At 70.5% G+C, this 21,324-nt stretch carries 22 protein-coding genes and 4 tRNA genes; 21 read left to right on the top strand and 5 right to left on the bottom strand.

The genetic code is table 11. From position 1 onward, the window contains the following. Positions 1–2 precede the first annotated feature (2 nt). The 6 genes from nuoK (at position 3) to ACFY12_RS15825 (ending at position 7,265) form a co-directional block, all read left to right on the top strand. Positions 3–398: an NADH-quinone oxidoreductase subunit NuoK gene (gene nuoK / locus ACFY12_RS15800; RefSeq protein WP_390716800.1), complete on the top strand. Its 396-nt coding sequence runs from the start codon at positions 3–5 to the stop codon at positions 396–398. Next, positions 395–2,392 carry an NADH-quinone oxidoreductase subunit L gene (locus ACFY12_RS15805; RefSeq protein WP_390716364.1) on the top strand — a complete coding sequence of 666 codons (1,998 nt, stop codon included), beginning with the start codon at positions 395–397 and terminating at the stop codon, positions 2,390–2,392. The genes nuoK and ACFY12_RS15805 overlap by 4 nt, the downstream gene beginning before the upstream one ends. 3 nt (positions 2,393–2,395) lie before the next feature. Then, positions 2,396–4,087 (top strand): NuoM family protein, encoded by a 1,692-nt coding sequence (locus ACFY12_RS15810; RefSeq protein WP_390716365.1) that lies wholly within the window; start codon positions 2,396–2,398, stop codon positions 4,085–4,087. Next, positions 4,087–5,673: an NADH-quinone oxidoreductase subunit N gene (locus ACFY12_RS15815; RefSeq protein WP_390716366.1), complete on the top strand. Its 1,587-nt coding sequence runs from the start codon at positions 4,087–4,089 to the stop codon at positions 5,671–5,673. Before ACFY12_RS15810 ends, ACFY12_RS15815 begins: the two co-directional genes overlap by 1 nt. A 224-nt stretch (positions 5,674–5,897) precedes the next feature. Then, entirely contained in the window at positions 5,898–6,764 is an 867-nt protein-coding gene (gene htpX, locus ACFY12_RS15820; RefSeq protein ID WP_390716367.1) for a zinc metalloprotease HtpX, read from the top strand. Positions 6,765–6,872: 108 nt separating this feature from the next. After that, positions 6,873–7,265 (top strand): YccF domain-containing protein, encoded by a 393-nt coding sequence (locus tag ACFY12_RS15825; protein ID WP_390716368.1) that lies wholly within the window; start codon positions 6,873–6,875, stop codon positions 7,263–7,265. A gap of 334 nt (positions 7,266–7,599) precedes the next feature. Here ACFY12_RS15825 and ACFY12_RS15830 read toward each other — a convergent pair whose 3' ends face one another. Continuing rightward, positions 7,600–8,088: a YajQ family cyclic di-GMP-binding protein gene (locus ACFY12_RS15830; RefSeq protein ID WP_360949652.1), complete on the bottom strand. Its 489-nt coding sequence runs from the start codon at positions 8,086–8,088 to the stop codon at positions 7,600–7,602. A 188-nt stretch (positions 8,089–8,276) separates the two neighbouring features. Here ACFY12_RS15830 and ACFY12_RS15835 point away from each other — a divergent pair. Continuing rightward, a tRNA-Tyr gene (locus tag ACFY12_RS15835) sits at positions 8,277–8,358 on the top strand. Between the two features lie 95 nt (positions 8,359–8,453). On the opposite strand, the gene ACFY12_RS15840 is transcribed toward ACFY12_RS15835, so the two are convergent. Both ACFY12_RS15840 and ACFY12_RS15845 read right to left on the bottom strand, forming a co-directional pair. Further along, a complete protein-coding gene (locus ACFY12_RS15840) occupies positions 8,454–9,116 on the bottom strand; it encodes an NAD(P)H-binding protein (protein WP_390716369.1) in 663 nt (220 codons plus the stop codon). A 207-nt stretch (positions 9,117–9,323) separates the two neighbouring features. Next, a complete protein-coding gene (locus ACFY12_RS15845) occupies positions 9,324–10,592 on the bottom strand; it encodes an amidohydrolase family protein (protein WP_390716370.1) in 1,269 nt (422 codons plus the stop codon). Positions 10,593–10,774: 182 nt separating this feature from the next. Here ACFY12_RS15845 and ACFY12_RS15850 point away from each other — a divergent pair. From ACFY12_RS15850 to ACFY12_RS15875, 6 genes are all read left to right on the top strand, one after another. Continuing rightward, positions 10,775–10,847, top strand: a tRNA-Thr gene (locus tag ACFY12_RS15850). Positions 10,848–10,894: 47 nt separating this feature from the next. After that, a tRNA-Met gene (locus tag ACFY12_RS15855) sits at positions 10,895–10,967 on the top strand. A gap of 88 nt (positions 10,968–11,055) precedes the next feature. After that, positions 11,056–11,220, top strand: coding sequence for a 50S ribosomal protein L33 (gene rpmG, locus ACFY12_RS15860; protein WP_007265873.1), 165 nt, complete (start codon positions 11,056–11,058; stop codon positions 11,218–11,220). Between the two features lie 83 nt (positions 11,221–11,303). Next, entirely contained in the window at positions 11,304–11,759 is a 456-nt protein-coding gene (locus tag ACFY12_RS15865) for a MaoC family dehydratase N-terminal domain-containing protein (RefSeq protein WP_390716371.1), read from the top strand. Between the two features lies 1 nt (position 11,760). Beyond that, the gene (locus tag ACFY12_RS15870; RefSeq protein WP_390716372.1) at positions 11,761–12,195 is read left to right on the top strand and encodes a MaoC family dehydratase; all 435 of its coding nucleotides are present in this window, start codon (positions 11,761–11,763) and stop codon (positions 12,193–12,195) included. Between the two features lie 71 nt (positions 12,196–12,266). Continuing rightward, the gene (locus tag ACFY12_RS15875; RefSeq protein ID WP_390716373.1) at positions 12,267–13,322 is read left to right on the top strand and encodes a UDP-N-acetylmuramate dehydrogenase; all 1,056 of its coding nucleotides are present in this window, start codon (positions 12,267–12,269) and stop codon (positions 13,320–13,322) included. Positions 13,323–13,360: 38 nt separating this feature from the next. Here the strand turns inward: ACFY12_RS15875 and ACFY12_RS15880 are convergent, their stop codons facing one another. Then, a complete protein-coding gene (locus ACFY12_RS15880) occupies positions 13,361–14,380 on the bottom strand; it encodes an adenosine deaminase (RefSeq protein ID WP_390716374.1) in 1,020 nt (339 codons plus the stop codon). 125 nt (positions 14,381–14,505) lie between these two features. Continuing rightward, positions 14,506–15,744 carry a pyridoxal phosphate-dependent aminotransferase gene (locus ACFY12_RS15885; RefSeq protein ID WP_390716375.1) on the bottom strand — a complete coding sequence of 413 codons (1,239 nt, stop codon included), beginning with the start codon at positions 15,742–15,744 and terminating at the stop codon, positions 14,506–14,508. 182 nt (positions 15,745–15,926) lie between these two features. On the opposite strand from ACFY12_RS15885, the gene ACFY12_RS15890 reads away from it, so the two are divergent. From ACFY12_RS15890 to rplL, 8 genes are all read left to right on the top strand, one after another. Then, a tRNA-Trp gene (locus ACFY12_RS15890) sits at positions 15,927–15,999 on the top strand. 101 nt (positions 16,000–16,100) lie between these two features. After that, the gene (secE, locus tag ACFY12_RS15895; protein ID WP_390716376.1) at positions 16,101–16,397 is read left to right on the top strand and encodes a preprotein translocase subunit SecE; all 297 of its coding nucleotides are present in this window, start codon (positions 16,101–16,103) and stop codon (positions 16,395–16,397) included. Positions 16,398–16,469: 72 nt separating this feature from the next. Next, positions 16,470–17,348 (top strand): transcription termination/antitermination protein NusG, encoded by an 879-nt coding sequence (gene nusG, locus ACFY12_RS15900; RefSeq protein ID WP_390716377.1) that lies wholly within the window; start codon positions 16,470–16,472, stop codon positions 17,346–17,348. Positions 17,349–17,547: 199 nt separating this feature from the next. Continuing rightward, positions 17,548–17,982: a 50S ribosomal protein L11 gene (gene rplK, locus ACFY12_RS15905; protein ID WP_046086834.1), complete on the top strand. Its 435-nt coding sequence runs from the start codon at positions 17,548–17,550 to the stop codon at positions 17,980–17,982. Between the two features lie 82 nt (positions 17,983–18,064). Continuing rightward, positions 18,065–18,781 carry a 50S ribosomal protein L1 gene (gene rplA, locus ACFY12_RS15910; protein WP_390716378.1) on the top strand — a complete coding sequence of 239 codons (717 nt, stop codon included), beginning with the start codon at positions 18,065–18,067 and terminating at the stop codon, positions 18,779–18,781. Positions 18,782–18,979: 198 nt separating this feature from the next. Then, the gene (locus ACFY12_RS15915) at positions 18,980–19,888 is read left to right on the top strand and encodes a hypothetical protein (protein WP_390716379.1); all 909 of its coding nucleotides are present in this window, start codon (positions 18,980–18,982) and stop codon (positions 19,886–19,888) included. 259 nt (positions 19,889–20,147) lie between these two features. Then, complete coding sequence (rplJ, locus tag ACFY12_RS15920) at positions 20,148–20,675, top strand: 50S ribosomal protein L10 (RefSeq protein WP_390716380.1); 528 nt, start codon at positions 20,148–20,150, stop codon at positions 20,673–20,675. A 121-nt stretch (positions 20,676–20,796) separates the two neighbouring features. Continuing rightward, positions 20,797–21,186: a 50S ribosomal protein L7/L12 gene (rplL, locus tag ACFY12_RS15925; protein ID WP_390716801.1), complete on the top strand. Its 390-nt coding sequence runs from the start codon at positions 20,797–20,799 to the stop codon at positions 21,184–21,186. Positions 21,187–21,324: the final 138 nt, after the last annotated feature.

Below are 21,324 nucleotides of genomic sequence, written 5' to 3' on the forward strand. Positions count from 1 at the left end.
ACCTGCACCTCGCCTACCCGGCCGTCCTCGCCGTCCTCCTCTTCTGCACCGGTCTGTACGGCGTGCTCGCCCGCCGCAACGCGATCCTGGTCCTGATGTCCGTCGAGCTGATGCTCAACGCCGTCAACCTCAACCTCGTCGCCTTCGACGTCTGGCTGCGCGACACCCTGCACTCCGGCCAGGCGCTCACCCTCTTCACCATCGCCATCGCCGCCGCCGAGATCGGCATCGGCCTGGCGATCGTGCTGCTCGTGTACCGCAACCGCGGCAGCTCCGACATCGACCGGCTCCGTGACCTCGCCGAACGGCCGGACGGCGCGGACGACACGGACGGCGCGGGCGGTACGCGGGCGACCGCGACCCCGCAGCCGGACACCAAGGCGGAGGCCACCGCGTGACACTCACGACCACCGCCTTTCTCGTTCCCCTCCTGCCGTTCCTCGGGGCCGCCGCCGGCCTCCTCCTGGGCCGGCGCGCGCCCGGTTTCGTACGGCCGCTGGCCGTGCTGCCGACGCTGGCCGCGGCCGTGCTGACCGTCGTCGTCGCCTTCGGGCAGGGCGGCGGCCCGGCCACCGATGTCGCCACCCGGCTCACCCCGACCGGCTCGGTCCCCGTCGACCTGGCCCTGCACATCGACGGCTTCGCCGCGCTGATCGCCGTCCTGGTCGGCGTCGTGGCGACCTGCGTGCAGATCTACTCCACCGGCTATCTGCGCGACGACCCGCGCTACCCTTCCTACGCTGCGCTGGTCTCCCTCTTCACCGCCGCGATGCTGCTGGTCGTCTACACCGGCGACCTGATGCTGCTGCTGGTCGGCTGGGAGGTCATGGGCATCTGCTCGTACTTCCTCGTCGGCCACTACTGGGAGACCGAGACCGCCCGCGCCGCGTCGCTCAAGGCCTTCCTCGTCACCAAGCTCGGCGATGTCCCCTTCCTCTTCGGCATCTTCGCGCTGGCCGCCGACGCCGGAACGTTCCGCATCACCGGCATCCTGGGCGCCGTCACCAGCGGCGGCCTGGACCACCCGACGCTGATCGCGCTGCTCCTGCTGGGCGGCGTCGCGGGCAAGTCCGCGCAGTTCCCGCTGCACACCTGGCTCCCGGACGCGATGGCCGGCCCGACGCCGGTCTCCGCGCTGATCCACGCCGCGACGATGGTGGCGGCCGGTGTCTATGTCGTGGCCCGTCTCCTCCCCGTCTTCGCGGCCTCCGCGGTCGCGCTGGCCGTGCTCGCCGTCCTGGCCGCGATCACCATGATCGGCTCCGCGCTCGCCGCGCTGGCCCAGGACGACATCAAACGCGTCCTGGCCTATTCGACGGTCGGCCAGCTCGGCTACATGCTCGGCGCGCTGGCCGTCGGCGACCGCGGCGCCGCCGTCTTCCACCTCCTCACCCACGGTGCGTTCAAGGCCCTCCTCTTCCTCGGCGCCGGCGTGATCATCCACGCCGCCGGCACCAACTCGCTGGCCGCCATGTCCCGGATGGGCGGTCTGGCCCGGCGTATCCCGGACGCGTACTGGACCGTCACCGTCGCGCTGCTCGCCCTCGCCGCGATCCCGCCGTTCGCCGGCTTCTTCTCCAAGGAAGCCGTCCTGGGCGCCGCCGAGCACGCCGCCCACGGCGCCGCGCACGGCGTTCCCGGCGCCGTCGGCTGGACCGTACTGCTCTCCGGACTGCTCACGGCCCTCCTCACCGCGGCGTACGCCGCCCGCCTGTGGCTGCTCGCCTTCAAGGGCAGGGGCGCCGAGGCCCCCGACCACGGCCCGCAGCCGGTCGTCATGAACGGCGTGCTGTGGGTGCTCTTCGTCCCCACCGTCGCGCTCGGCCTGACCGCCCCCCTCCTGCCCGACTGGTTCGACGGGCGCTCCCTCGCCCCGACCCTGACCACCTCCGTTCTCGGCACCGTCATCGCCCTCGCCGGCGTCCTGCTCATCTACGTCGCCTGGCGGCACACCGCCGGCCTCGCCGCCCGTACGCCGATCGGCGCGGTCATCACCGCCCCGGACGCCGCCCCCGGCCTCGCCGAGGAGACCGCCCTGGCCACCCACGCCCCGGTCTACGGGAGCGTCTCCGGCGCCGCCGACCCGGCCGACCCGGGCCGCCTCCTCCTCGGCCCGCTGCACCGCCACGCGGCCGTCGGCTTCCACCTCGACGCCGTCTACTCCGCGCTCTTCGTCCGGCCCGTACGCGCCGCCGCCTCACTCGTCCGCTTCCTGGACCGCGAGGTCGTCGACACCTACGTCCGCGGCGCGGGCACCGCCCCCCGCCTGCTGGGCGCCGCCGTCCGCCGCGCCCAGACCGGGAACGTGCAGACCTACCTCGGCGCGCTGCTCGCGGGCTCGCTCGTCCTGGCCATCGCCGCCGTCCTCGTCGCTACGGGCACGGGAGCCTGACCGATGCACCTGACTCACACCGCCATGCAGATCCTCCTCGCGGCCGTCGTCGTCCTCCCCCTCCTCGGCGCCCTGGCCGCACTGCTCCCGGCCCCGCCCGGCCTCAAGGGCCGGAACCCCGACCAGGCCGTACTGCGCCACGGTGTGACCGTCACCGGTGCCGTGCTCGCCGCGACCGTCGCACTGGCCGCCGGTTTCGACCACGGTCACCCGGCCCGTATGCAGGCCACCACCGACCTCAGCTGGATCCCGGCGCTCGACATCCGTGTCCACCTCGGCGTCGACGGCATCTCGCTCCCCCTCCTCGTCCTGACCGCGCTGCTGACCTTCCTCTGCGCGCTCTACTCCTACTTCCACATGCCATCGGGCCCGTCTCCCAAGGCATTTGTGGCCCTGCTGCTCGTCCTGGAGGCCGGCACCCTCGCCACCTTCGCCGTCCTGGACCTGGTGCTCTTCTTCCTCGCCTTCGAGATGGTCCTCATCCCGATGTACTTCCTCATCGCCCGCTGGGGCGGTGCGGGGAAGCAGGCGGCGGCCTGGAAGTTCATCCTCTACACGCTGCTCGGCTCCGTCGTGATGCTGCTCGGCCTCCTCCTCATCGGCCTGAAATCCGGCACGTTCGACATGGTGGCACTAGCCACTGACAACGGCCCGAAAGCCCAGCTCAGCCACACGATTCAGGTTCTGGCCGTACTCGCGATCGGCATCGGACTGGCCGTCAAGTCCCCGATGTGGCCGCTGCACAGCTGGCTGCCCGACGCCCACACCGCCGCCCCCACCGTCGGCTCGGTGCTGCTGGCCGGCGTCCTGCTGAAGATGGGCACGTACGGCTTCGTGCGGATCGCGCTGCCCGTCACACCCGAGGGCATGCAGACCTTCGCGCCGTACCTCGCCGCGTTCGCCGCCGTCGGCATCATCTACGGCTCGCTCGCCTGCCTCGCCCTCGTACGCAAGGGTGCCAAGGGCGACCTCAAACGCCTGATCGCCTACAGCTCCGTCGGCCACATGGGCTTCGTCCTGCTCGGCATCGCCAGCATGACCCCCACCGGGGTCAACGGCGCGCTCTTCGCGAACATCGCGCACGGCCTCATCACCGGCCTGCTCTTCTTCATGGTCGGCGCCCTCAAGGACCGCACCGGAACCACCGACCTCGACGCCCTCGCCGGAACCACCGGCGCCGCCCTCTACGGCAAGGCCCCTCGCTTCGGCGGCCTGCTCGCCTTCGGGGCCATCGCCTCCCTCGGCCTCCCCGGACTGGCCGGTTTCTGGGGCGAGATGCTCGCCATGTTCGGCGCCTTCCGGCCGGCCGAAGGCCTCAGCCGCCCCGCCTTCCTGACGTTCATGGCCCTGGCCGGCTTCGGCACCCTGCTGACCGCCGCCTACCTGCTGCTCGTCGTCCGCCGCGTCTGCATGGGTGGCACCCCGCACCTCGCGCCGACCGCCCCGCTCGCCGCCGCCGTCGGCCCGGCCGACCCCGCCGATCCCGCCGACCCGGACGGCGAGGGCGCCGGGACGCCCGGACGCGCGTCCGCACGGGCCGCCACCGCCGCCCCCGCCCTCCCCGACATCGCGCGCTACGAGTACGCCGCCTGGACCCCCCTCGCCGTGCTCACCGTCCTCGCCGGACTGTGGCCCGCGGCCCTCCTCGGCCTCACCGACCCGGCCGTCCAGCAGCTCCTCGGAGGCGGTAAGTGATGAGCCCGATCACCTCTCTGGTCCAGTCCGTCGACTGGGTCGCCCTCGCACCGCCCACCATCGCCGCGGTCGTCGCCCTGGTGGTGCTCGTCGCCGACCTCTTCCTCCCGGTGGCCCGCAAGCCGCTGCTGGGCTGGATCGCCACGGCCGGGCTCGCCCTCGCCGCCCTGTCGCTGCTGCCCCTCCTGAACGCCGGCCGCAGCACCTTCTGCCTCTCCGGGCACCCCACCGTGTGCAGCTACGTGGCCGACCCGTTCACCCTGGTCATCCAGTTCCTGGTGCTCGCCGGCGCGCTGCTGACCGCCCTGCTGTCCATCGACACCGTGCGGGACCAGGGCCTGCCCACCGGCGAGTACTGGTTCCTGCTGCTGTCCTCGGCCGCCGGCGCCGCCCTGCTGCCCGCCTCCAGGGACCTCGCCACGCTCGTCATCGCCCTCGAAGTCGCCTCGCTGCCCGCCTTCGCCCTCGTGGGGCTGCGCCGCGGCGACCGGCTCTCCTCCGAGGCGGCGCTGAAGTTCTTCCTCTCCTCCGTGGCCGCCACCGCCGTGATGCTCCTCGGCGTGAGCTTCCTGTACGCCACCACGGGCAGCCTCCACCTCACCCGGGTGGCGCACGCCCTCACCAGCCTCCCCGATCCGCGCCTGGCCACGCTGGCCGGCGCCGGCGTCGCGCTCACCCTGGTGGGCTTCGCCTTCAAGACCGCGGCAGCCCCGTTCCACTTCTGGGTGCCGGACACCTACGTCGGCGCTCCGCTGCCCATCGCCGGCTACCTCTCCGTGGTCGGCAAGGCCGTCGGCTTCTCCGGCCTGATCCTCGTCACGGTCCAGGGCTTCCCCTCGTACGCGAACGTCTGGGGCCCGGCGCTGGCCGTGCTCGCCGCGCTCACCATGACCGTCGGCAACGTCGCCGCCCTCCGCCAGGACCCGCGCCGCGCGCACAGCGCCGTACGGCTGCTCGCCTGGTCCTCGGTCGGCCAGGCCGGCTACCTCCTGGTCCCCCTCGCGGCGGCCGGTTACGCGCGGCAGCCCGCGCACGCCATCGGGTCGACCGTCGCCTACGCCCTGATGTACGCGGTGGTAAACCTCGGCGCCTTCGCCGTCGCCGCCCTGGTGGCCCGTACGCGCCCCGCCAACCGCCTCACCGACTACCGGGGCCTGTACCAGCGGCGGCCCCTGGTGGCGCTCGCCCTCGGCTTCTTCCTGCTCTGCCTCGCCGGTCTGCCGCCGGGCATCATCGGCCTGTTCGCCAAGGTCGTGGTCTTCTCCGCGGCCGTCGACGCCGGGCTGGCCTGGCTCGCGGTGGTCATGGCGGTCAATGTCGTGATCGCGCTCTACTACTACCTGCAGTGGACCGCGGTGCTCTTCCGGGGCGCCGAGGCCGCCGGGGCCGGTGAGATCGCCGGGGCCGGTGAGACCGCCGGAGGGGCGGTGCCCGAGGCTGCCCTCGCGGCACCGCGGCCGTACCGGGCGGCGGCCGGGATCCCGGCCCCGCTCGCCACCGCCATCGTCCTCGCCACCGTCCTCGGCATCGCCCTCTCCGGCGCCCCGCAGCTCGTCCTGCGCTTCGCCTCCGGGGCACTGCTCTGACGGACGCGGCCCGGGAGCGCGGCTCCTGGCTGGGCAGTTCCCGCCCTTCGCACCGGACAACGTGCCCTTCGCACCGGACAACGCGGCCTTCGCACCGGACAATGCGGCCTTCGCGCCGGGGAACCACTCCCCTCCATCTCACGTTGACCAGTGAGTAAGGATCCACCGGAGAGTGGAGCAACGCAGCACAGGGTTCCCCTGCCGCACCGCTTGGAGGGCGTACCGTGCACCGCCGGCACAACGGGCTGAGAACCGCCGTACTCCTCGGGGGACTGTCCGCACTCATCATCGTCATCGGCGGCCTGTTCGGCCGTACGGGCCTGATCGTCGCCGTCCTGGTCGCGCTGGGCACCAACGCCTACGCGTACTGGAACAGCGACAAACTGGCCCTGCGCGCCATGCGTGCCCGCCCGGTCAGCGAGTTCGAGGCGCCCCAGCTCTACCGGATGGTCCGCGAGCTCTCGACGACGGCCCGCCAGCCCATGCCGCGGCTGTACATCTCCCCGACCGAGGCCCCCAACGCCTTCGCCACCGGCCGCAACCCGCGCAACGCCGCGGTCTGCTGCACCGACGGCATCCTGCGGCTGCTGAACGAACGCGAACTGCGCGGCGTCATCGGCCATGAGCTCAGCCACGTCTACAACCGCGACATCCTCATCTCGTCCGTCGCCGGCGCGCTGGCCTCGGTCGTGATGTTCCTGGCCAACTTCGCCTTTCTGATTCCGGTGGGCCGCTCCGACGACGACGAGGGCCCCGGCATCCTGGGCATGCTGCTGATCGCCATCCTCGGGCCGATCGCGGCCTCGCTGATCCAGCTGGCGGTCAGCCGGTCCCGCGAGTACCAGGCGGACGCCTCGGGCGCCCAGCTCACCGGCGACCCGCTCGCCCTAGCCTCCGCTCTGCGCAAACTGGAGACGGGCACCCAGCAGCTCCCGCTCCCGCCCGAGCCGCGGCTGGAGACCGCCGGCCACATGATGATCGCCAACCCGTTCCGCGCGGGCGAGGGCATGTCCCGCCTCTTCTCCACCCACCCCCCGATGCGTGAACGGATCACCCGCCTGGAACAGCTCGCGGGCCACCACCGCCCGTAGAGCCGCACTCACAGGGGCCGCCGGCTCATGAGCGCAACGTTTCACCAGGCCCGGTGCGTCCACCACGACAGATACGTTCTGTGCCGTGCCCGTGGAAGGCTGCCGATCATGAAAACCCTGCTCAACATCCTCTGGCTGGTCCTCAGCGGCTTCTGGCTGGCGCTCGGCTACGTCCTTGCGGGCATCATCTGCTGCGTCTTGGTGATCACCATTCCGTTTGGCGTTGCCAGTTTTCGTATCGCCGGCTACGCCCTGTGGCCCTTCGGTCGTACGACCGTGGTGCGGAACGACGCCGGCGCCGGTTCCGCGATCGGCAATGTGATCTGGTTCGTCTTCGCGGGCTGGTGGCTGGCCCTCGGGCACATCGTCACCGGTATCGCCCTGTGCGTGACGATCATCGGTATCCCGTTCGGCATCGCCAACTTCAAGATGATCCCGGTCTCCCTGGTGCCGCTCGGCCGCGAGGTCGTCCCCACGGACCAGCCCTTCGCGACCCGCTGACAATCTGGCTCTGGCCCGGATCCGGGCCAGGGGCCCGCACCCGATGCGTCCGGTACATCCGGTATGTACGGGCCGACCCCGGGCACCCCCGTGAGAGCCCGGGGTCGTGCCCGTACGGGCACCGGCTCATCCCCGTACGAGTCCCCTGGGGAGACCCGCGTGAGAAGAAGTCACGTGAGGAGAAGCCATGGAACGACCGTGCAACCTCAACCAAGGTTGACGTCAAGTGGCCACCGGGAAATGCCGGGACGCCGGGACGCCAGGACGCCAGGACGCCGGTGGGGCGGTACGCCGCAGCGCACCGCCCCATCCCGTGGCACCCGAGAAACGTGGACTACCGGTAGTTCACGAACTGGATGGCGAAGTCCAGGTCCTTGCCCTTCAGCAGCTGCTGCACCGCCTGCAGGTCGTCGCGGCTCTTGGAGCTGACCCGCAGCTCGTCGCCCTGCACCTGCGCCTTGACGCCCTTGGGGCCCTCGTCGCGGATGATCTTCGCGACCTTCTTCGCGTTCTCCTGCGAGATCCCCTCCTCGATCGAGGCGAAGATCTTGTACTCCTTGCCCGAGGGCTGCGGCTCACCGGCGTCCAGCGCCTTCAGCGAGATCCCGCGCTTGACCAGCTTGGACTGGAAGATGTCGAGCACGGCCTTGACCCGCTCCTCGGCGTTGGCCCGCATCTCGATCTTCTCGCCGGACCAGGCGATGGACGCGCCCACGCCCTTGAAGTCGTAGCGCGTGGAGATCTCCTTGGCGGCCTGGTTGAGGGCGTTGTCGACCTCCTGCCGCTCTACCTTCGAGACGATGTCGAAACTGGAGTCGGCCATGTTGAGTTGGCTCCTCGTACGTAGATCCGTCAGGGGTGCGGCCCGTGCCCGGACCGCTTGCCAAGCCTAGCCACCCGGCCAAGATCCAGCGGCTCCGAATCGAGTGGCGGAGCACCCCCGGGCATCAGGTATCGTTTACGTCGTTGCCACGGAGCGCCGCCCACAGCGGGTCTCTGTCGGTAAACCCTGGCGGTGTGCCCGAGCGGCCAAAGGGAGCAGACTGTAAATCTGCCGGCTTCGCCTTCCTAGGTTCGAATCCTAGCGCCGCCACAGGAGGGAAAACCCCTCTCCTCTCTGCGAGAACAGCAGACGGGAGAGGGGTTTTTCGTTTTCCTGCCAGGCGTCGCCCTCACCTGGCGTCGCCCTCACCCGGCGGCGACGGCGCGTACGGCCTCGGGGATCGGGACGTTGCCACCGATCAGCTCCAGGGTGCGCCCGATGGTGCGCGGCTCGTCGAGCAGCTCCACCAGGACGGCCGCCACGTCGTCGCGGGTCACGTCGTCGCGCCCGGTGGTGTCGGCGAGCGTCACCAGGCCGGTGCCCGGGTCGTCGGTCAGCCGGCCGGGCCGCAGGATCGTCCAGTCCAGGCCGGCGCGGGCCCGTACGTCCGCGTCCGCGGCGCCCTTCGCCCGCAGGTACGCGGCGAAGACCGGGTCGGTGCCCGCCGGCGGCTCGCGGTCCGCGCCCATGGAGGAGACGACGAGGAAGCGGCGTACGCCCGCGGCCTCGGCGGCGTCCGCGAACAGCGCCGCCGCGCCACGGTCCACCGTGTCCTTCCGCGCGGCGCCGCTGCCCGCGCCCGCGCCCGCCGCGAAGACCGCCGCGTCGGCGCCCGCCAGATGCCGGGCGAGATCCTCCACCGACGCCGACTCCAGGTCGCAGACCACCGGCTCGGCGCCCGCGGCCAGCACGTCGCCGGCCTGCTCCGTCCGGCGGATGACGCCCGCGACCTCGTCCCCGCGCTCGGCGAGCAACCGCTCCAGCCGCAGCGCGATCTGACCATGTCCACCTGCGATGACAATGCGCATGATCCCGACCGTACGCCGTACCGGCCGCCGGGGAGCGGGGGACCGGCCGGAGGAGCGCCGCCTTCCCGCCGCCCGGCCGGAAGCGGCGCAGCCCCGGGCATGGCGCCCAGACGCGGCCCAGGCGCGGCTCAAGCACGGCCCAGGACTACGGTTCAACGGTGCGCTCAGCCCCGTGACGGCAGGGCCTCGACAGGGCCTCGACAGGGCCTACCGCTGTGACTGCCGGGGCAGTTCCAGCGCCACCTCGGCCGCGGAGTCGCAGTACTCGCGCACCGCGCTGGTGCGGGCGACCACCCGCCCCCGGTGGACCACGATCCGGCTGTACGCCAGCGAGAGCACCCCGGCGATCCGTTCGCCGCGCACCGCCAGCAGCTCCGCGGGGAAGCCCGCCTCGACGCGGACCTCCGGCAGCCCCAGCGTCGCCCGCGCCGCCGAGCTCACCGCCTCGTACGCCGCCTCCGGCGTGGCCTCCCCCAGGGACGCCAGGAGGTACGCGGCCTCCAACGGGTCACCCCGCCCCACCGGGTTCGCCACGTCCCGCAGCGCCCCGCTGCCGGCCGCCACCCGCACCCCGGCCGCCCGCAGCAGCCGTACCGGAGCCGGCCGCGCCACCCGCGAGCCGTGGCGCTCCAGGCCTGTGCAGTCGCCCTGCGGCAGGCAGACGACGGCCACATCGGCGGCGGCCAGCTGCTCGGCGACCCGGGCCGCCACACTGCGCGGCATCCGGGCCATCCCGGCGCACGGGCCGAGCGCGACGCCCGGCCGCAGTCCGCCGGACATCGCCGCGAAGCGGGCCAGCCGGGCCGGGTCGTCACCGTCGGTGTGCAGGTCCACCGGGCAGCCGTGTTCCCCCGCCAGCTCCAGGACCGTCTCGACGTATCCGGCCGGGTCGGGGTCCAGGTCGGGGCAGCCGCCGATCACCGAGGCGCCCATCTTCACGGCGTCCCGCAGCATCGCCACCCCGTCCGCGCCGGCCACCCCGGTCAGCACCCGCGGTACCGCGACCGCCGCCAGATCGGCCAGCCCGCGCAGCGACCGGCGGGCCTGGAGCACCGCCTGGAGGGAGCGCAGCCCCTGGACGTCGCCGATCCGGACGTGACTGCGGGAGGCGGTGGCACCGTGCCCCAGCTGGAGCAGCGCGGCCTCGGTGGTGCGCCGCTGGACGTCGTCGGGGGAGTCGGAGGCGGGGCCCTCGGAGTCCGCCGTCAGCGCGGTGTCGCAGTGCGCATGGGGCTCGGCGGGGGCGGGCAGCAGGAGGTACCCGGCGAGGTCGACGCGGGAGCCCTGCGGGGCGAGGCTGCCGGCCGTCCCCACGGCCTCGATGCTTCCGCCGCCCAGCCGTACGTCCACGGTGCGGCCGTCGGCGAGCCGGGCGCCGCACAGGACCAGCGCGCCGCTGTCCGCCCGGGTGTGCCGGCCGGGGCCGCCCGGCTTTCCCGGCTGGGGCTGCGGCTGCGGCGAAGTGCTGTCGGTCATCGCGCTCCTCGAGGGCCCGGCGTACATGATCACGCAGCGTGCCTTTGAGATTAGGGCGCCGCCGGGGGAGCGTGGCGCAGGCGCGCAATAGTCGTACCGGTGTGGTGCGCGGGGCGGGTGCGCCGCTGCCGTGGATACGGATTTCACGTTTGGCGGCGGGCCGTGTAATGTCTTCATCGCTCGCCCCAATAGCTCAGTCGGCAGAGCGTCTCCATGGTAAGGAGAAGGTCAACGGTTCGATTCCGTTTTGGGGCTCTGATGCGTGAGGCTCCCGTCTTCGGACGGGGTCCGCATCGCATCGCAGCGGTGTAGCTCAGTCGGTAGAGCAAGCGGCTCATAATCGCTGTGTCACCGGTTCAAGTCCGGTCACCGCTACTAACAGTAGCCGATTGTGGGGTCGGTCCTTCGATCGGCTACTCTTTTCTGCGTTAATCCGTCCATCCGTCCGTCAAGGAGCACTCACGTGGCTGCCACCGACGTCCGCCCGAAGATCACGCTGGCCTGCGTGGAGTGCAAGGAGCGGAACTACATCACCAAGAAGAACCGGCGTAACAACCCGGACCGCATGGAGATGAAGAAGCACTGCCCGCGCTGCAACTCGCACACCGCGCACCGCGAGACGCGATAACACAGGCTCGTTCGTGAGGCCGTCCCCAGGCTTGGGGGCGGCCTCACGGCGTTATCACCATCAGTAAACGGAGGTTGCGGGCCATGGCGCTCGACCAGTCCTTTGTCGGCCGTACGTATCCGCCCACCACGCCTTACGAGGTCGGCCGGGAGAAGATCCGGGAATTCGCCGAGGCGATCGGCGACACCAACCCCGCTTACACCGACGCCGAAGCAGCCAAGGCGCTCGGTCACCCCGATGTGATCGCGCCGCCGACTTTTGTGTTCGCGATCACTTTCGCGGCCGCGGGAGAGGTCGTCGCGGACCCGCAACTGGGTCTGGACTACGGCCGCATGGTGCACGGCGACCAGAAGTTCGCCTACACCCGGCCGGTACGCAGCGGTGACCGGCTGACCGTCACCTCCACCATCGAAGCGATCAAGTCGATGGCCGGCAACGACATCATCGACATCCGCGGCGAGGTGCACGACGAAGCGGGCGAACACGTCGTCACCGCTTTCACCAAGCTGGTCGTCCGCGCCGCGAAGGAGGAGGCCTGAGATGACTGCCAAGATTTCCTACGACGATGTCGAGGCCGGTACCGAACTCCCGGCGCAGGACTTTCCCGTGAGCCGCGCCACACTCGTCAGGTACGCGGGCGCCTCCGGCGATTTCAACCCTATCCACTGGAACGAGAAGTTCGCCAAGGAAGTCGGGCTGCCGGACGTCATCGCCCACGGCATGTTCACCATGGCCGCGGCGATCCGGGTGGTCACCGACTGGACCGGCGACCCGGGTGCGGTCATCGAGTACGGCGTGCGCTTCACCAAGCCGGTCATCGTCCCCAACGACGACAACGGCGCGCTGATAGAGGTCAGCGCCAAGGTCGCGGCCAAGCTCGACGACGACGCCCGTACGGTCCGGGTCGACCTCACCGCGAAGAGCGCGGGCCAGAAGGTGCTGGGCATGGCCCGCGCGGTGGTCCGCCTGGCCTGAGCGGCCGCATGGCGGGCCCACGGAAGTACGGGCACCCGGTGACGTCACCGGGTGCCCGTACCCTTGGCCGGGTGCAGGAACTCCATGACGCCCCCCTCGCCCCGCTGACCACCTTCCGCCTCGGCGGCCCGGCGACCCGCCTCGTCACGGCCACCACCGACGAGGAGGTGATCGCCACCGTCCGCGCGGCCGACGACGCCGGCACCCCGCTGCTGATCATCGGCGGCGGCAGCAACCTCGTCATCGGCGACAAGGGTTTCGACGGCACCGCCCTGCGCATCGCCACCACCGGCTTCCGGCTCGACGGCACGGCCCTGGAGCTCGCCGCGGGCGAGAACTGGTCCGAGGCGGTCGCCCGTACGGTCGAGGCCGGGCTGGCCGGTGTCGAGTGCCTGGCCGGCATCCCCGGCTCGGCGGGCGCCACCCCGATCCAGAACGTGGGCGCGTACGGCCAGGACGTCTCCGGCACGATCACCGAGGTCGTCGCCTACGACCGCCGCGCCGGCGAGACGGTCGTCATCCCCGCCGAGGAGTGCGGCTTCGCCTACCGCCACAGCCGTTTCAAGCAGCACCCCGACCGGTTCGTGGTGCTCCGGGTGCGCTTCGCCCTGGAGGACGCCGGCGGCCTCTCCGCGCCCCTGAAGTACCCCGAGACCGCCCGCGCCCTCGGCGTCGAGGCCGGCGACCGGGTCCCGGCGGCCATCGCCCGCAAGACCGTCCTGGCACTGCGCGCGGGCAAGGGCATGGTGCTGGACCCCGCCGACCACGACACCTGGTCGGCCGGCTCCTTCTTCACCAACCCGGTCCTCACCGAGGCCGAGCACGCCGCCTTCCTGGGACGCGTCCAGGACCGCCTCGGCCCCGACACCGCCCCGCCCGCCTTCCCGGCCGGCGACGGCCTGGTGAAGACCTCCGCCGCCTGGCTCATCGACCGGGCCGGCTTCACCAAGGGCTACGGCACGGGCCCGGCCCGTATCTCCACCAAGCACACCCTCGCGCTCACCAACCGCGGCGAGGCCACCACGGAGGACCTGCTCGCGCTGGCCCGGGAGGTCCGGGACGGGGTGCGGGAGGCCTTCGGGGTCACGCTGGTGAACGAGCCGGTGACGGTCGGCGTCAGCCTGTAAGGCGGCTCACACACCACCTACTCGAGTTGAGCAGGTGGTCAGGCGCCCAGCCAGGCGTCGATGTCCGCCAGCAGCCGCCGCCGCTCGTCCTCCGGGGCGCGCGAACCGCGGACCGACTGGCGGGCCAGTTCGGCCAGTTCCGCGTCGGTGAAGCCGTGCACGGTCCGGGCGACCTCGTACTGGGCGGCCAGCCGCGCGCCGAACAGCAGCGGGTCGTCCGCGCCCAGCGCCATCGGCACACCGGCGTCGAAGAGGGTCCGCAGCGGTACGTCCGCCGGCTTCTCGTAGACCCCCAGCGCCACATTCGACGTCGGGCACACCTCACAGGTCACCCCGCGCGCGGCCAGCCGCCGCAGCAGCGCGGGGTCCTCCACGGCCCGTACACCGTGCCCCACCCGCCCGGCGTGCAGATCGTCCAGGCAGTCCCGGATGCTGGCCGGACCGGACAGCTCGCCGCCGTGCGGGGCGGCCAGCAGTCCGCCGTCCCGGGCGATGGCGAAGGCCCGGTCGAAGTCACGGGCGAAACCCCGTCGTTCGTCGTTGGAGAGCCCGAAGCCGACCACGCCCTGGTCGGCGTAGCGCACCGCGAGCCGGGCCAGCGTACGGGCGTCCAGCGGGTGCTTCGTACGGTTCGCCGCGACCAGGACGCGGATGCCCAGTCCGGTGTCGCGGGAGGCGCGGTGCACCGCGTCCAGGATGATCTCCAGCGCCGGGATCAGACCGCCCAGCCGCGGCGCGTACGAGGTCGGGTCGACCTGGATCTCCAGCCAGCGCGACCCGTCGCGGACGTCCTCCTCGGCGGCCTCGCGCACCAGCCGCTGGATGTCCTCGGGCGTGCGCAGACACGACCGGGCGATGTCGTACAGCCGCTGGAAGCGGAACCAGCCGCGCTCGTCCGTGGCCCGCAGCTTGGGCGGCTTTCCGCTGCTCAGGGCCTCCGGCAGGTGGACGCCGTACTTGTCGGCGAGGTCCAGCAGGGTCGTGGGCCGCATCGAACCGGTGAAATGCAGGTGCAGATGGGCCTTCGGCAGCTCAGAGACATCACGTACATGCGCCATCTGAGGATCCTGCCGTACGAGCCTGCCGTCCCGGTAGGGCTTTCCCTGTTCGTGGGCTTGCTCGTACAAACAAACAGGGGCCGTCCCCGAAAATCTGGGGACGGCCCCGGTCATGTCCGGGAACGTCAGTCCCGCGCCTCCGCCAGCAGCTTCTGGATCCGGGACACGCCCTCGACGAGGTCCTCGTCCCCGAGCGCGTACGAGAGCCGCAGGTAGCCGGGGGTGCCGAAGGCCTCGCCCGGGACGACGGCGACCTCCGCCTCCTCCAGGATCAGCTCGGCCAGCTCGACGCTGGACGCCGGGCGCTTGCCCCGGATCTCCTTGCCCAGCAGCTCCTTCACCGACGGGTAGGCGTAGAACGCGCCCTCCGGCTCCGGGCAGAACACGCCGTCGATCTCGTTGAGCATCCGCACGATCGTCTTGCGGCGCCGGTCGAAGGCGGCCTTCATCTCCTCGACGGCCTTCAGGTCACCGGAGACCGCCGCGATGGCCGCGGCCTGCGCGACGTTGGAGACGTTCGACGTGGCGTGCGACTGGAGGTTGGTGGCGGCCTTGATGACGTCCTTGGGGCCGATCGCCCAGCCCACCCGCCAGCCGGTCATCGCGTACGTCTTCGCCACGCCGTTGACGACGATGCACTTGTCGCGCAGCTCGGGCACCACGACCGGCAGCGAGGAGAACTCCGCGTCGCCGTAGACCAGGTGCTCGTAGATCTCGTCGGTCAGCACCCACAGGCCGTGCTCGGCGGCCCAGCGGCCGACCGCCTCGACCTGCTCACGGGTGTAGACCGCGCCGGTCGGGTTGGACGGCGAGACGAAGAGCAGCACCTTGGTCTGCGCCGTACGGGCCGCCTCCAGCTGCTCGACGGTCACGCGGTAGCCGGTGGTCTCGTCGGCGACGACCTCGACGGGGACGCCGCCGGCGAGCCGGATCGACTCCGGGTAGGTGGTCCAGTAGGGCGCCGGGACGATGACCTCGTCACCCGGGTCCAGGATGGCGGCGAACGCCTCGTAGATGGCCTGCTTGCCGCCGTTCGTCACCAGGACGTTCGCCGCCTCGACCTCGTAGCCGGAGTCGCGCAGCGTCTTCGCGGCGATCGCGGACTTCAGCTCGGGGAGGCCGCCGGCCGGGGTGTAGCGGTGGTACTTCGGGTTGCGGCAGGCCTCGATGGCGGCCTCGACGATGTAGTCCGGCGTGGGGAAGTCGGGCTCACCGGCGCCGAAGCCGATCACCGGACGTCCGGCGGCCTTGAGGGCCTTCGCCTTGGCGTCGACGGCGAGGGTCGCGGACTCGGAGATCGAACCGACGCGGGCCGAGACCCGGCGGTCGCTGGCGGACGGTACGGATGGGTTTGCAGGGCTCATGGAGGCATCGTTGCAGACCCCCGGCGGGCCCGGCACACGGGTTTGGGGGCGCCGCCGGGGAGGATCCTGTTCGACGCCCGGCCCGGAACCACGTACACTCGCTGACCGTTGGCTCCCAACGGGTCGCCGCGACGCACGCACCTGGTGCAGTCGGCCGCATGCGGTAGGTTGGGGAACCACAAAGGGTCGTAGCTCAATTGGTAGAGCACCGGTCTCCAAAACCGGCGGTTGGGGGTTCAAGTCCCTCCGGCCCTGCTACACGCACTCTCACCGCAGTGCGTGCACGCGTACGTATGCACCGCCGTGCGGCTCCACCGGGCGCGGCACGGCCACGACCCGGATTCAGGTGAGGACGAGTGACGGACGCCCTGGGCTCCATCGACATGCCTGAGCGCGGTCGTTCCGAGGACGAGGCCGCAGAGTCCCAGAAAAAGCCCCGCCGTGGCGGCAAGCGCGGCAAGAAGGGCCCGTTCGCGCGTCTCGCGCTCTTCTACCGCCAGATCATCGCGGAGCTGCGTAAGGTCGTCTGGCCCACGCGTGGCCAGCTGTCGACGTACACCACTGTGGTGATCGTCTTCGTTGTCATCATGATTGGTCTCGTAACCGTGCTTGACTTGGGAATCAACCGAGTCGTCGGGTACGTCTTCGGCTGATCCCGCGGAGGGAGCCTGCGCGGGCATCCATTCGCATGTTCAACCCCTTGAAGCCAGGAAGAAGCAGCCACCGTGTCTGACCCGAACCTGAACGACGCCGCCGACTCCGCCGAGACGGCTGCGGCCGACGTTGACGCGGCTGCCCCGGCCGAGGTCGAGGGCGAGGACACCGCGCGCGACATCGTCGAGGGCGCCGACACCGTCGACGCGCTCGACGCCGAGGACGCCGCGGCCGGCGAGCCCGCCGAAGAGGCCGCGGTGCACGTGGAGTCCGCCGATGACGCAGCCGAGGCCGAGGCGGCTGAGGAAGAGGCCGCCGAGGAGCAGGAGCCGGTCGACCCGGTGGCCGCCCTCCGCGACGAGCTGCGTGGCCTCCCCGGTGAGTGGTACGTCATCCACACCTACGCGGGCTACGAGAACCGCGTGAAGACCAACCTCGAGCAGCGCGCCGTCTCGCTGAACGTCGAGGACTACATCTTCCAGGCCGAGGTGCCGCAGGAAGAGGTCGTCCAGATCAAGAACGGCGACCGCCGGACCGTCCGCCAGAACAAGCTCCCGGGCTACGTGCTCGTGCGCATGGACCTGACGAACGAGTCCTGGGGTGTCGTCCGCAACACGCCGGGCGTCACCGGCTTCGTCGGCAACGCCTACGACCCGTACCCGCTGACGCTGGACGAGATCGTCAAGATGCTCGCCCCGGAGGCCGAGGAGAAGGCCGCCAAGGAGGCCGCCGCGGCCGAGGGCAAGCCGGCGCCGTCCCGCAAGGTCGAGGTCCAGGTGCTGGACTTCGAGGTGGGCGACTCCGTCACCGTCACCGACGGTCCGTTCGCGACGCTGCAGGCGACGATCAACGAGATCAACGCCGACTCGAAGAAGGTCAAGGGCCTGGTGGAGATCTTCGGCCGGGAGACCCCGGTGGAGCTCTCCTTCGACCAGATCCAGAAGAACTGATCCCGGAGGGGCTGGTCCGGCCGGGCCGGTTCCTTGGGACGTACAGCTTCCGAGCAGGTCAGACGGGCTCTCGCAGCCGGTCTGACCTGCTCGGTTTTTAGCCGCGCATCTATACCCGCTATCGTTGTGCGGTATGCCTTCTGCCGGGAGAGCAACCCGGCCGACGGTATAGACCCGAATCGAAAGGACCCGGAGAGCTATGCCTCCCAAGAAGAAGAAGGTCACGGGGCTCATCAAGCTCCAGATCCAGGCCGGTGCCGCGAACCCGGCTCCGCCGGTCGGCCCCGCGCTGGGTCAGCACGGCGTCAACATCATGGAGTTCTGCAAGGCCTACAACGCCGCGACCGAGTCGCAGCGTGGCATGGTCGTGCCGGTGGAGATCACGGTCTACGAGGACCGTTCCTTCACCTTCGTCACCAAGACCCCGCCGGCCGCGAAGCTCATCCTGAAGGCCGCGGGCGTGGAGAAGGGCTCCGGCGAGCCGCACAAGACCAAGGTCGCCAAGATCACGCGCGACCAGGTCCGTGAGATCGCCACCACCAAGATGCCCGACCTGAACGCCAACGACCTGGACGCCGCCGAGAAGATCATCGCCGGCACCGCCCGTTCCATGGGCGTCACGGTCGAGGGCTGATCCTCAGCCTCAGGCAGCACCTCCGTGGCAGGGCCAGGCGCTGGTCCGTACCACGACTCCACCCCATTCATCAGGAGCAGCAGTGAAGCGCAGCAAGACTCTTCGCAACGCGGACGCGAAGATCGACCGGGAGCGCGTGTACGCCCCGCTCGAGGCCGTCCGTCTCGCCAAGGACACCGCGTCCGCCAAGTTCGACGCGACCGTCGAGGTCGCCATGCGTCTGGGTGTCGACCCGCGCAAGGCCGACCAGATGGTCCGTGGCACCGTGAACCTTCCGCACGGCACCGGTAAGACCGCCCGGGTCCTGGTCTTCGCGACCGGTGACCGTGCTGCGGCCGCGGAAGCCGCCGGCGCCGACATCGTCGGCTCGGACGAACTGATCGACGAGGTCTCCAAGGGCCGTCTGGACTTCGACGCCGTCGTCGCCACCCCGGACCTGATGGGCAAGGTCGGCCGCCTCGGCCGCGTGCTCGGTCCCCGTGGTCTGATGCCGAACCCGAAGACCGGCACCGTCACCCCGGATGTCGCCAAGGCTGTCACCGACATCAAGGGCGGCAAGATCGAGTTCCGCGTGGACAAGCACGCGAACCTCCACTTCATCATCGGCAAGGCCTCCTTCGACGAGACCAAGCTGGTGGAGAACTACGCCGCGGCGCTGGAGGAGATCAGCCGTCTCAAGCCGTCCGCTGCCAAGGGCCGGTACATCAAGAAGACGACCATCACCACCACGATGGGCCCCGGTATCCCGGTGGACGTCAACCGCACCCGCAACCTCCTCGTCGAGGACGAGGCCGTCTGATCCCCTGATCGACGCCTCGTAGCGCATACGCGAGCCTTCGGCCCCGTCCTCCTTCGCGGAGGGCGGGGCCGAAGGCGTTCGGCCGTGGGACAGCCGGGCCGTTCGCCTGTCATAGCCGTGCGTTACTGTGCGAAGGACAAAAATTCGTAAAGTACGTACATAGAGGGGTGGAAGGTGCAGCGCACGACCATACGCAGGGTGGGGATCTCCGCGGCCGCGGTTGCGCTGGTGGCCGGTGTCGCCGGCTGTCAGAACGGCACGGAGAAGGCGGACGGCCCGGACAGCAAGGCGGGTGCGCAGACGCAGTCGCGCACGCCCGCGCAGGCCGTCACCGCCGCGTACAAGAAGACCCAGGCCGCCAAGTCGGCGAAGTTCCGCATGGCGATGTCCATGCCCGCCGCGGCGGGCGGGGGCGGGGACATGAAGGCCGAGGGCGTCATGGGCTGGAACCCGTCCGTCATGGATATGACCGTGGACATGTCGAAGGTCGCCGCCGCGTCCGGCGGGCCGCAGAAGATGCGCATGATCATGAACGACGGCGCCATGTTCATGGAGACGGGCAAGATGCCCGGCCCGGAGATGGAGGGCAAGCGGTGGTTCAAGCTCGACCTCAAGGCGGCCGCCGAGGCGTCGGGTGACGAGAAGGCCGTCCAGCAGATGACCCGCGGCCTGGACGACATGAACCAGGACCCGGCCCAGCAGCTCGCCCTGATGCTCGACTCGCCCAGCATCAAGCACGTCGGCGCCGAGAAGATCGACGGCAAGCAGAACCAGCACTACAAGGGCAAGCTGACCGTCGACGAGGCCCTCAAGAGCAACAAGCAGGCCGACGCCCTCAGCCCGGAGGACCGGAAGAAGCTGCTGGAGAACGTCAAGAAGGCGGGCATCACGGGCTACGACATCGACGTGTGGGTCAACGAGAACGACTACCCCTCGAAGATGAACGTCGCCATGGACAGCAAGCAGGGTCCGATGAAGGTCCAGATGGACCTCTACGACTACGGCGCCAAGGCCGATGTGCGCACGCCGGCCGAGGACGAGACCGTCGACCTGTTCAAGATGCTCAAGGACGCCTCCGAGAAGCAGAAGGCCCTTTCCCAGGGCTGAGGCATCCGATTTGCCTGACGCAGGCCGTTCCCGTACCGTGTCCGGGAAGCCAAAGACCGCTGGTTGTCTCTGCGCGTCCGATCCCCGGGCGTGTGGTGGCCGAAGGATCCGCTAGCTGCGGACGGCCTGCGCAGGTGAATGTGGAAGAACTCCCGGGCGTGAGCCTGGTCGAGTCTCGCCCCGTGCGCCTGCGCCGGGGCGTTTGTTTTGCCCAGCCCCTTCTGCGCGGTCCTCATCACCCGGAAGGAGGCCGAGGCTCATGGCGACGTCCGAGAAGAACGCTGCCGTTGCAGAGATCACGGAGAAGCTCCGTGCGTCCAACGCTGCGGTTGTCACCTCTTACACCGGACTGACTGTGGCGCAGCTCAAGACCCTGCGCCGTTCTCTCGGCGAGAACGCTCAGTACCGTGTGGTGAAGAACACGCTGACCAAGATCGCGGCCAATGAGGCCGGGATTCAGCTGGACGAGCACCTCAAGGGCTCGACGGCTGTCGCCTTTGTGACCGGTGACCCGGTCGAGGCGGCGAAGGGTCTTCGTGACTTCGCCAAGGACAACCCCGCTCTCGTCATCAAGGGCGGTGTCCTTGACGGCAAGGCGCTGTCCGCCGACGAGATCAAGAAGCTTGCGGACCTCGAGTCCCGCGAGGTTCTGCTCAGCAAGCTGGCCGGTGCCATGAAGGGCAAGCAGTCCCAGGCTGCCTCGCTCTTCCAGGCGCTGCCGACGAAGCTGGTCCGCACCGTGGACGCGCTTCGCGCCAAGCAGGCCGAGCAGGGCGGTGCCGAGTAATTCGGCTCGCACACTGGCGGCTCTTGCCTAGGTGCGCCTAGGCGGGGACGCCACAGCGGGCCCGACGTACGCCCGCCTTACATGTACATCCGGCACCAGCCGAATTAGTGGAAGGAAAGCCATCGTGGCTCTCACCCAGGACGAACTGCTCGCCGAGTTCGAGAACATGTCCCTCATCCAGCTCGCCGAGTTCGTGAAGGCGTTCGAGGAGAAGTTCGACGTCACCGCCGCCGCTGCCGCGCCGGTCGTCGTCGCCGGCGGTGCCGCCGGTGGCGCTGCCGCCGAGGCCGCCGAGGAGAAGGACGAGTTCGACGTCATCCTCACCGGCGCCGGCGACAAGAAGATCCAGGTCATCAAGGTCGTGCGTGAGCTGACCTCGCTGGGCCTGAAGGAGGCCAAGGACCTCGTGGACGGCACCCCGAAGCCGGTCCTGGAGAAGGTCGCCAAGGACGCCGCCGAGAAGGCCGCCGAGGCCCTCAAGGGCGCCGGTGCCTCCGTCGAGGTCAAGTGACCCTCTGAGTCTCCGACTCACGTCCGCGGCGCCTGAGGCGTAACGGACACCATGCCAAGGGCGATCACCCATACGGGTGGTCGCCCTTCGGCATGCTCGCCACGGCTGCGTTTCCTCGGGCCGGAGTGCGAGTATGGT

It is taken from the genome of Streptomyces sp. NPDC001339 (assembly GCF_042895955.1).
Lineage (GTDB): Bacteria > Actinomycetota > Actinomycetes > Streptomycetales > Streptomycetaceae > Streptomyces.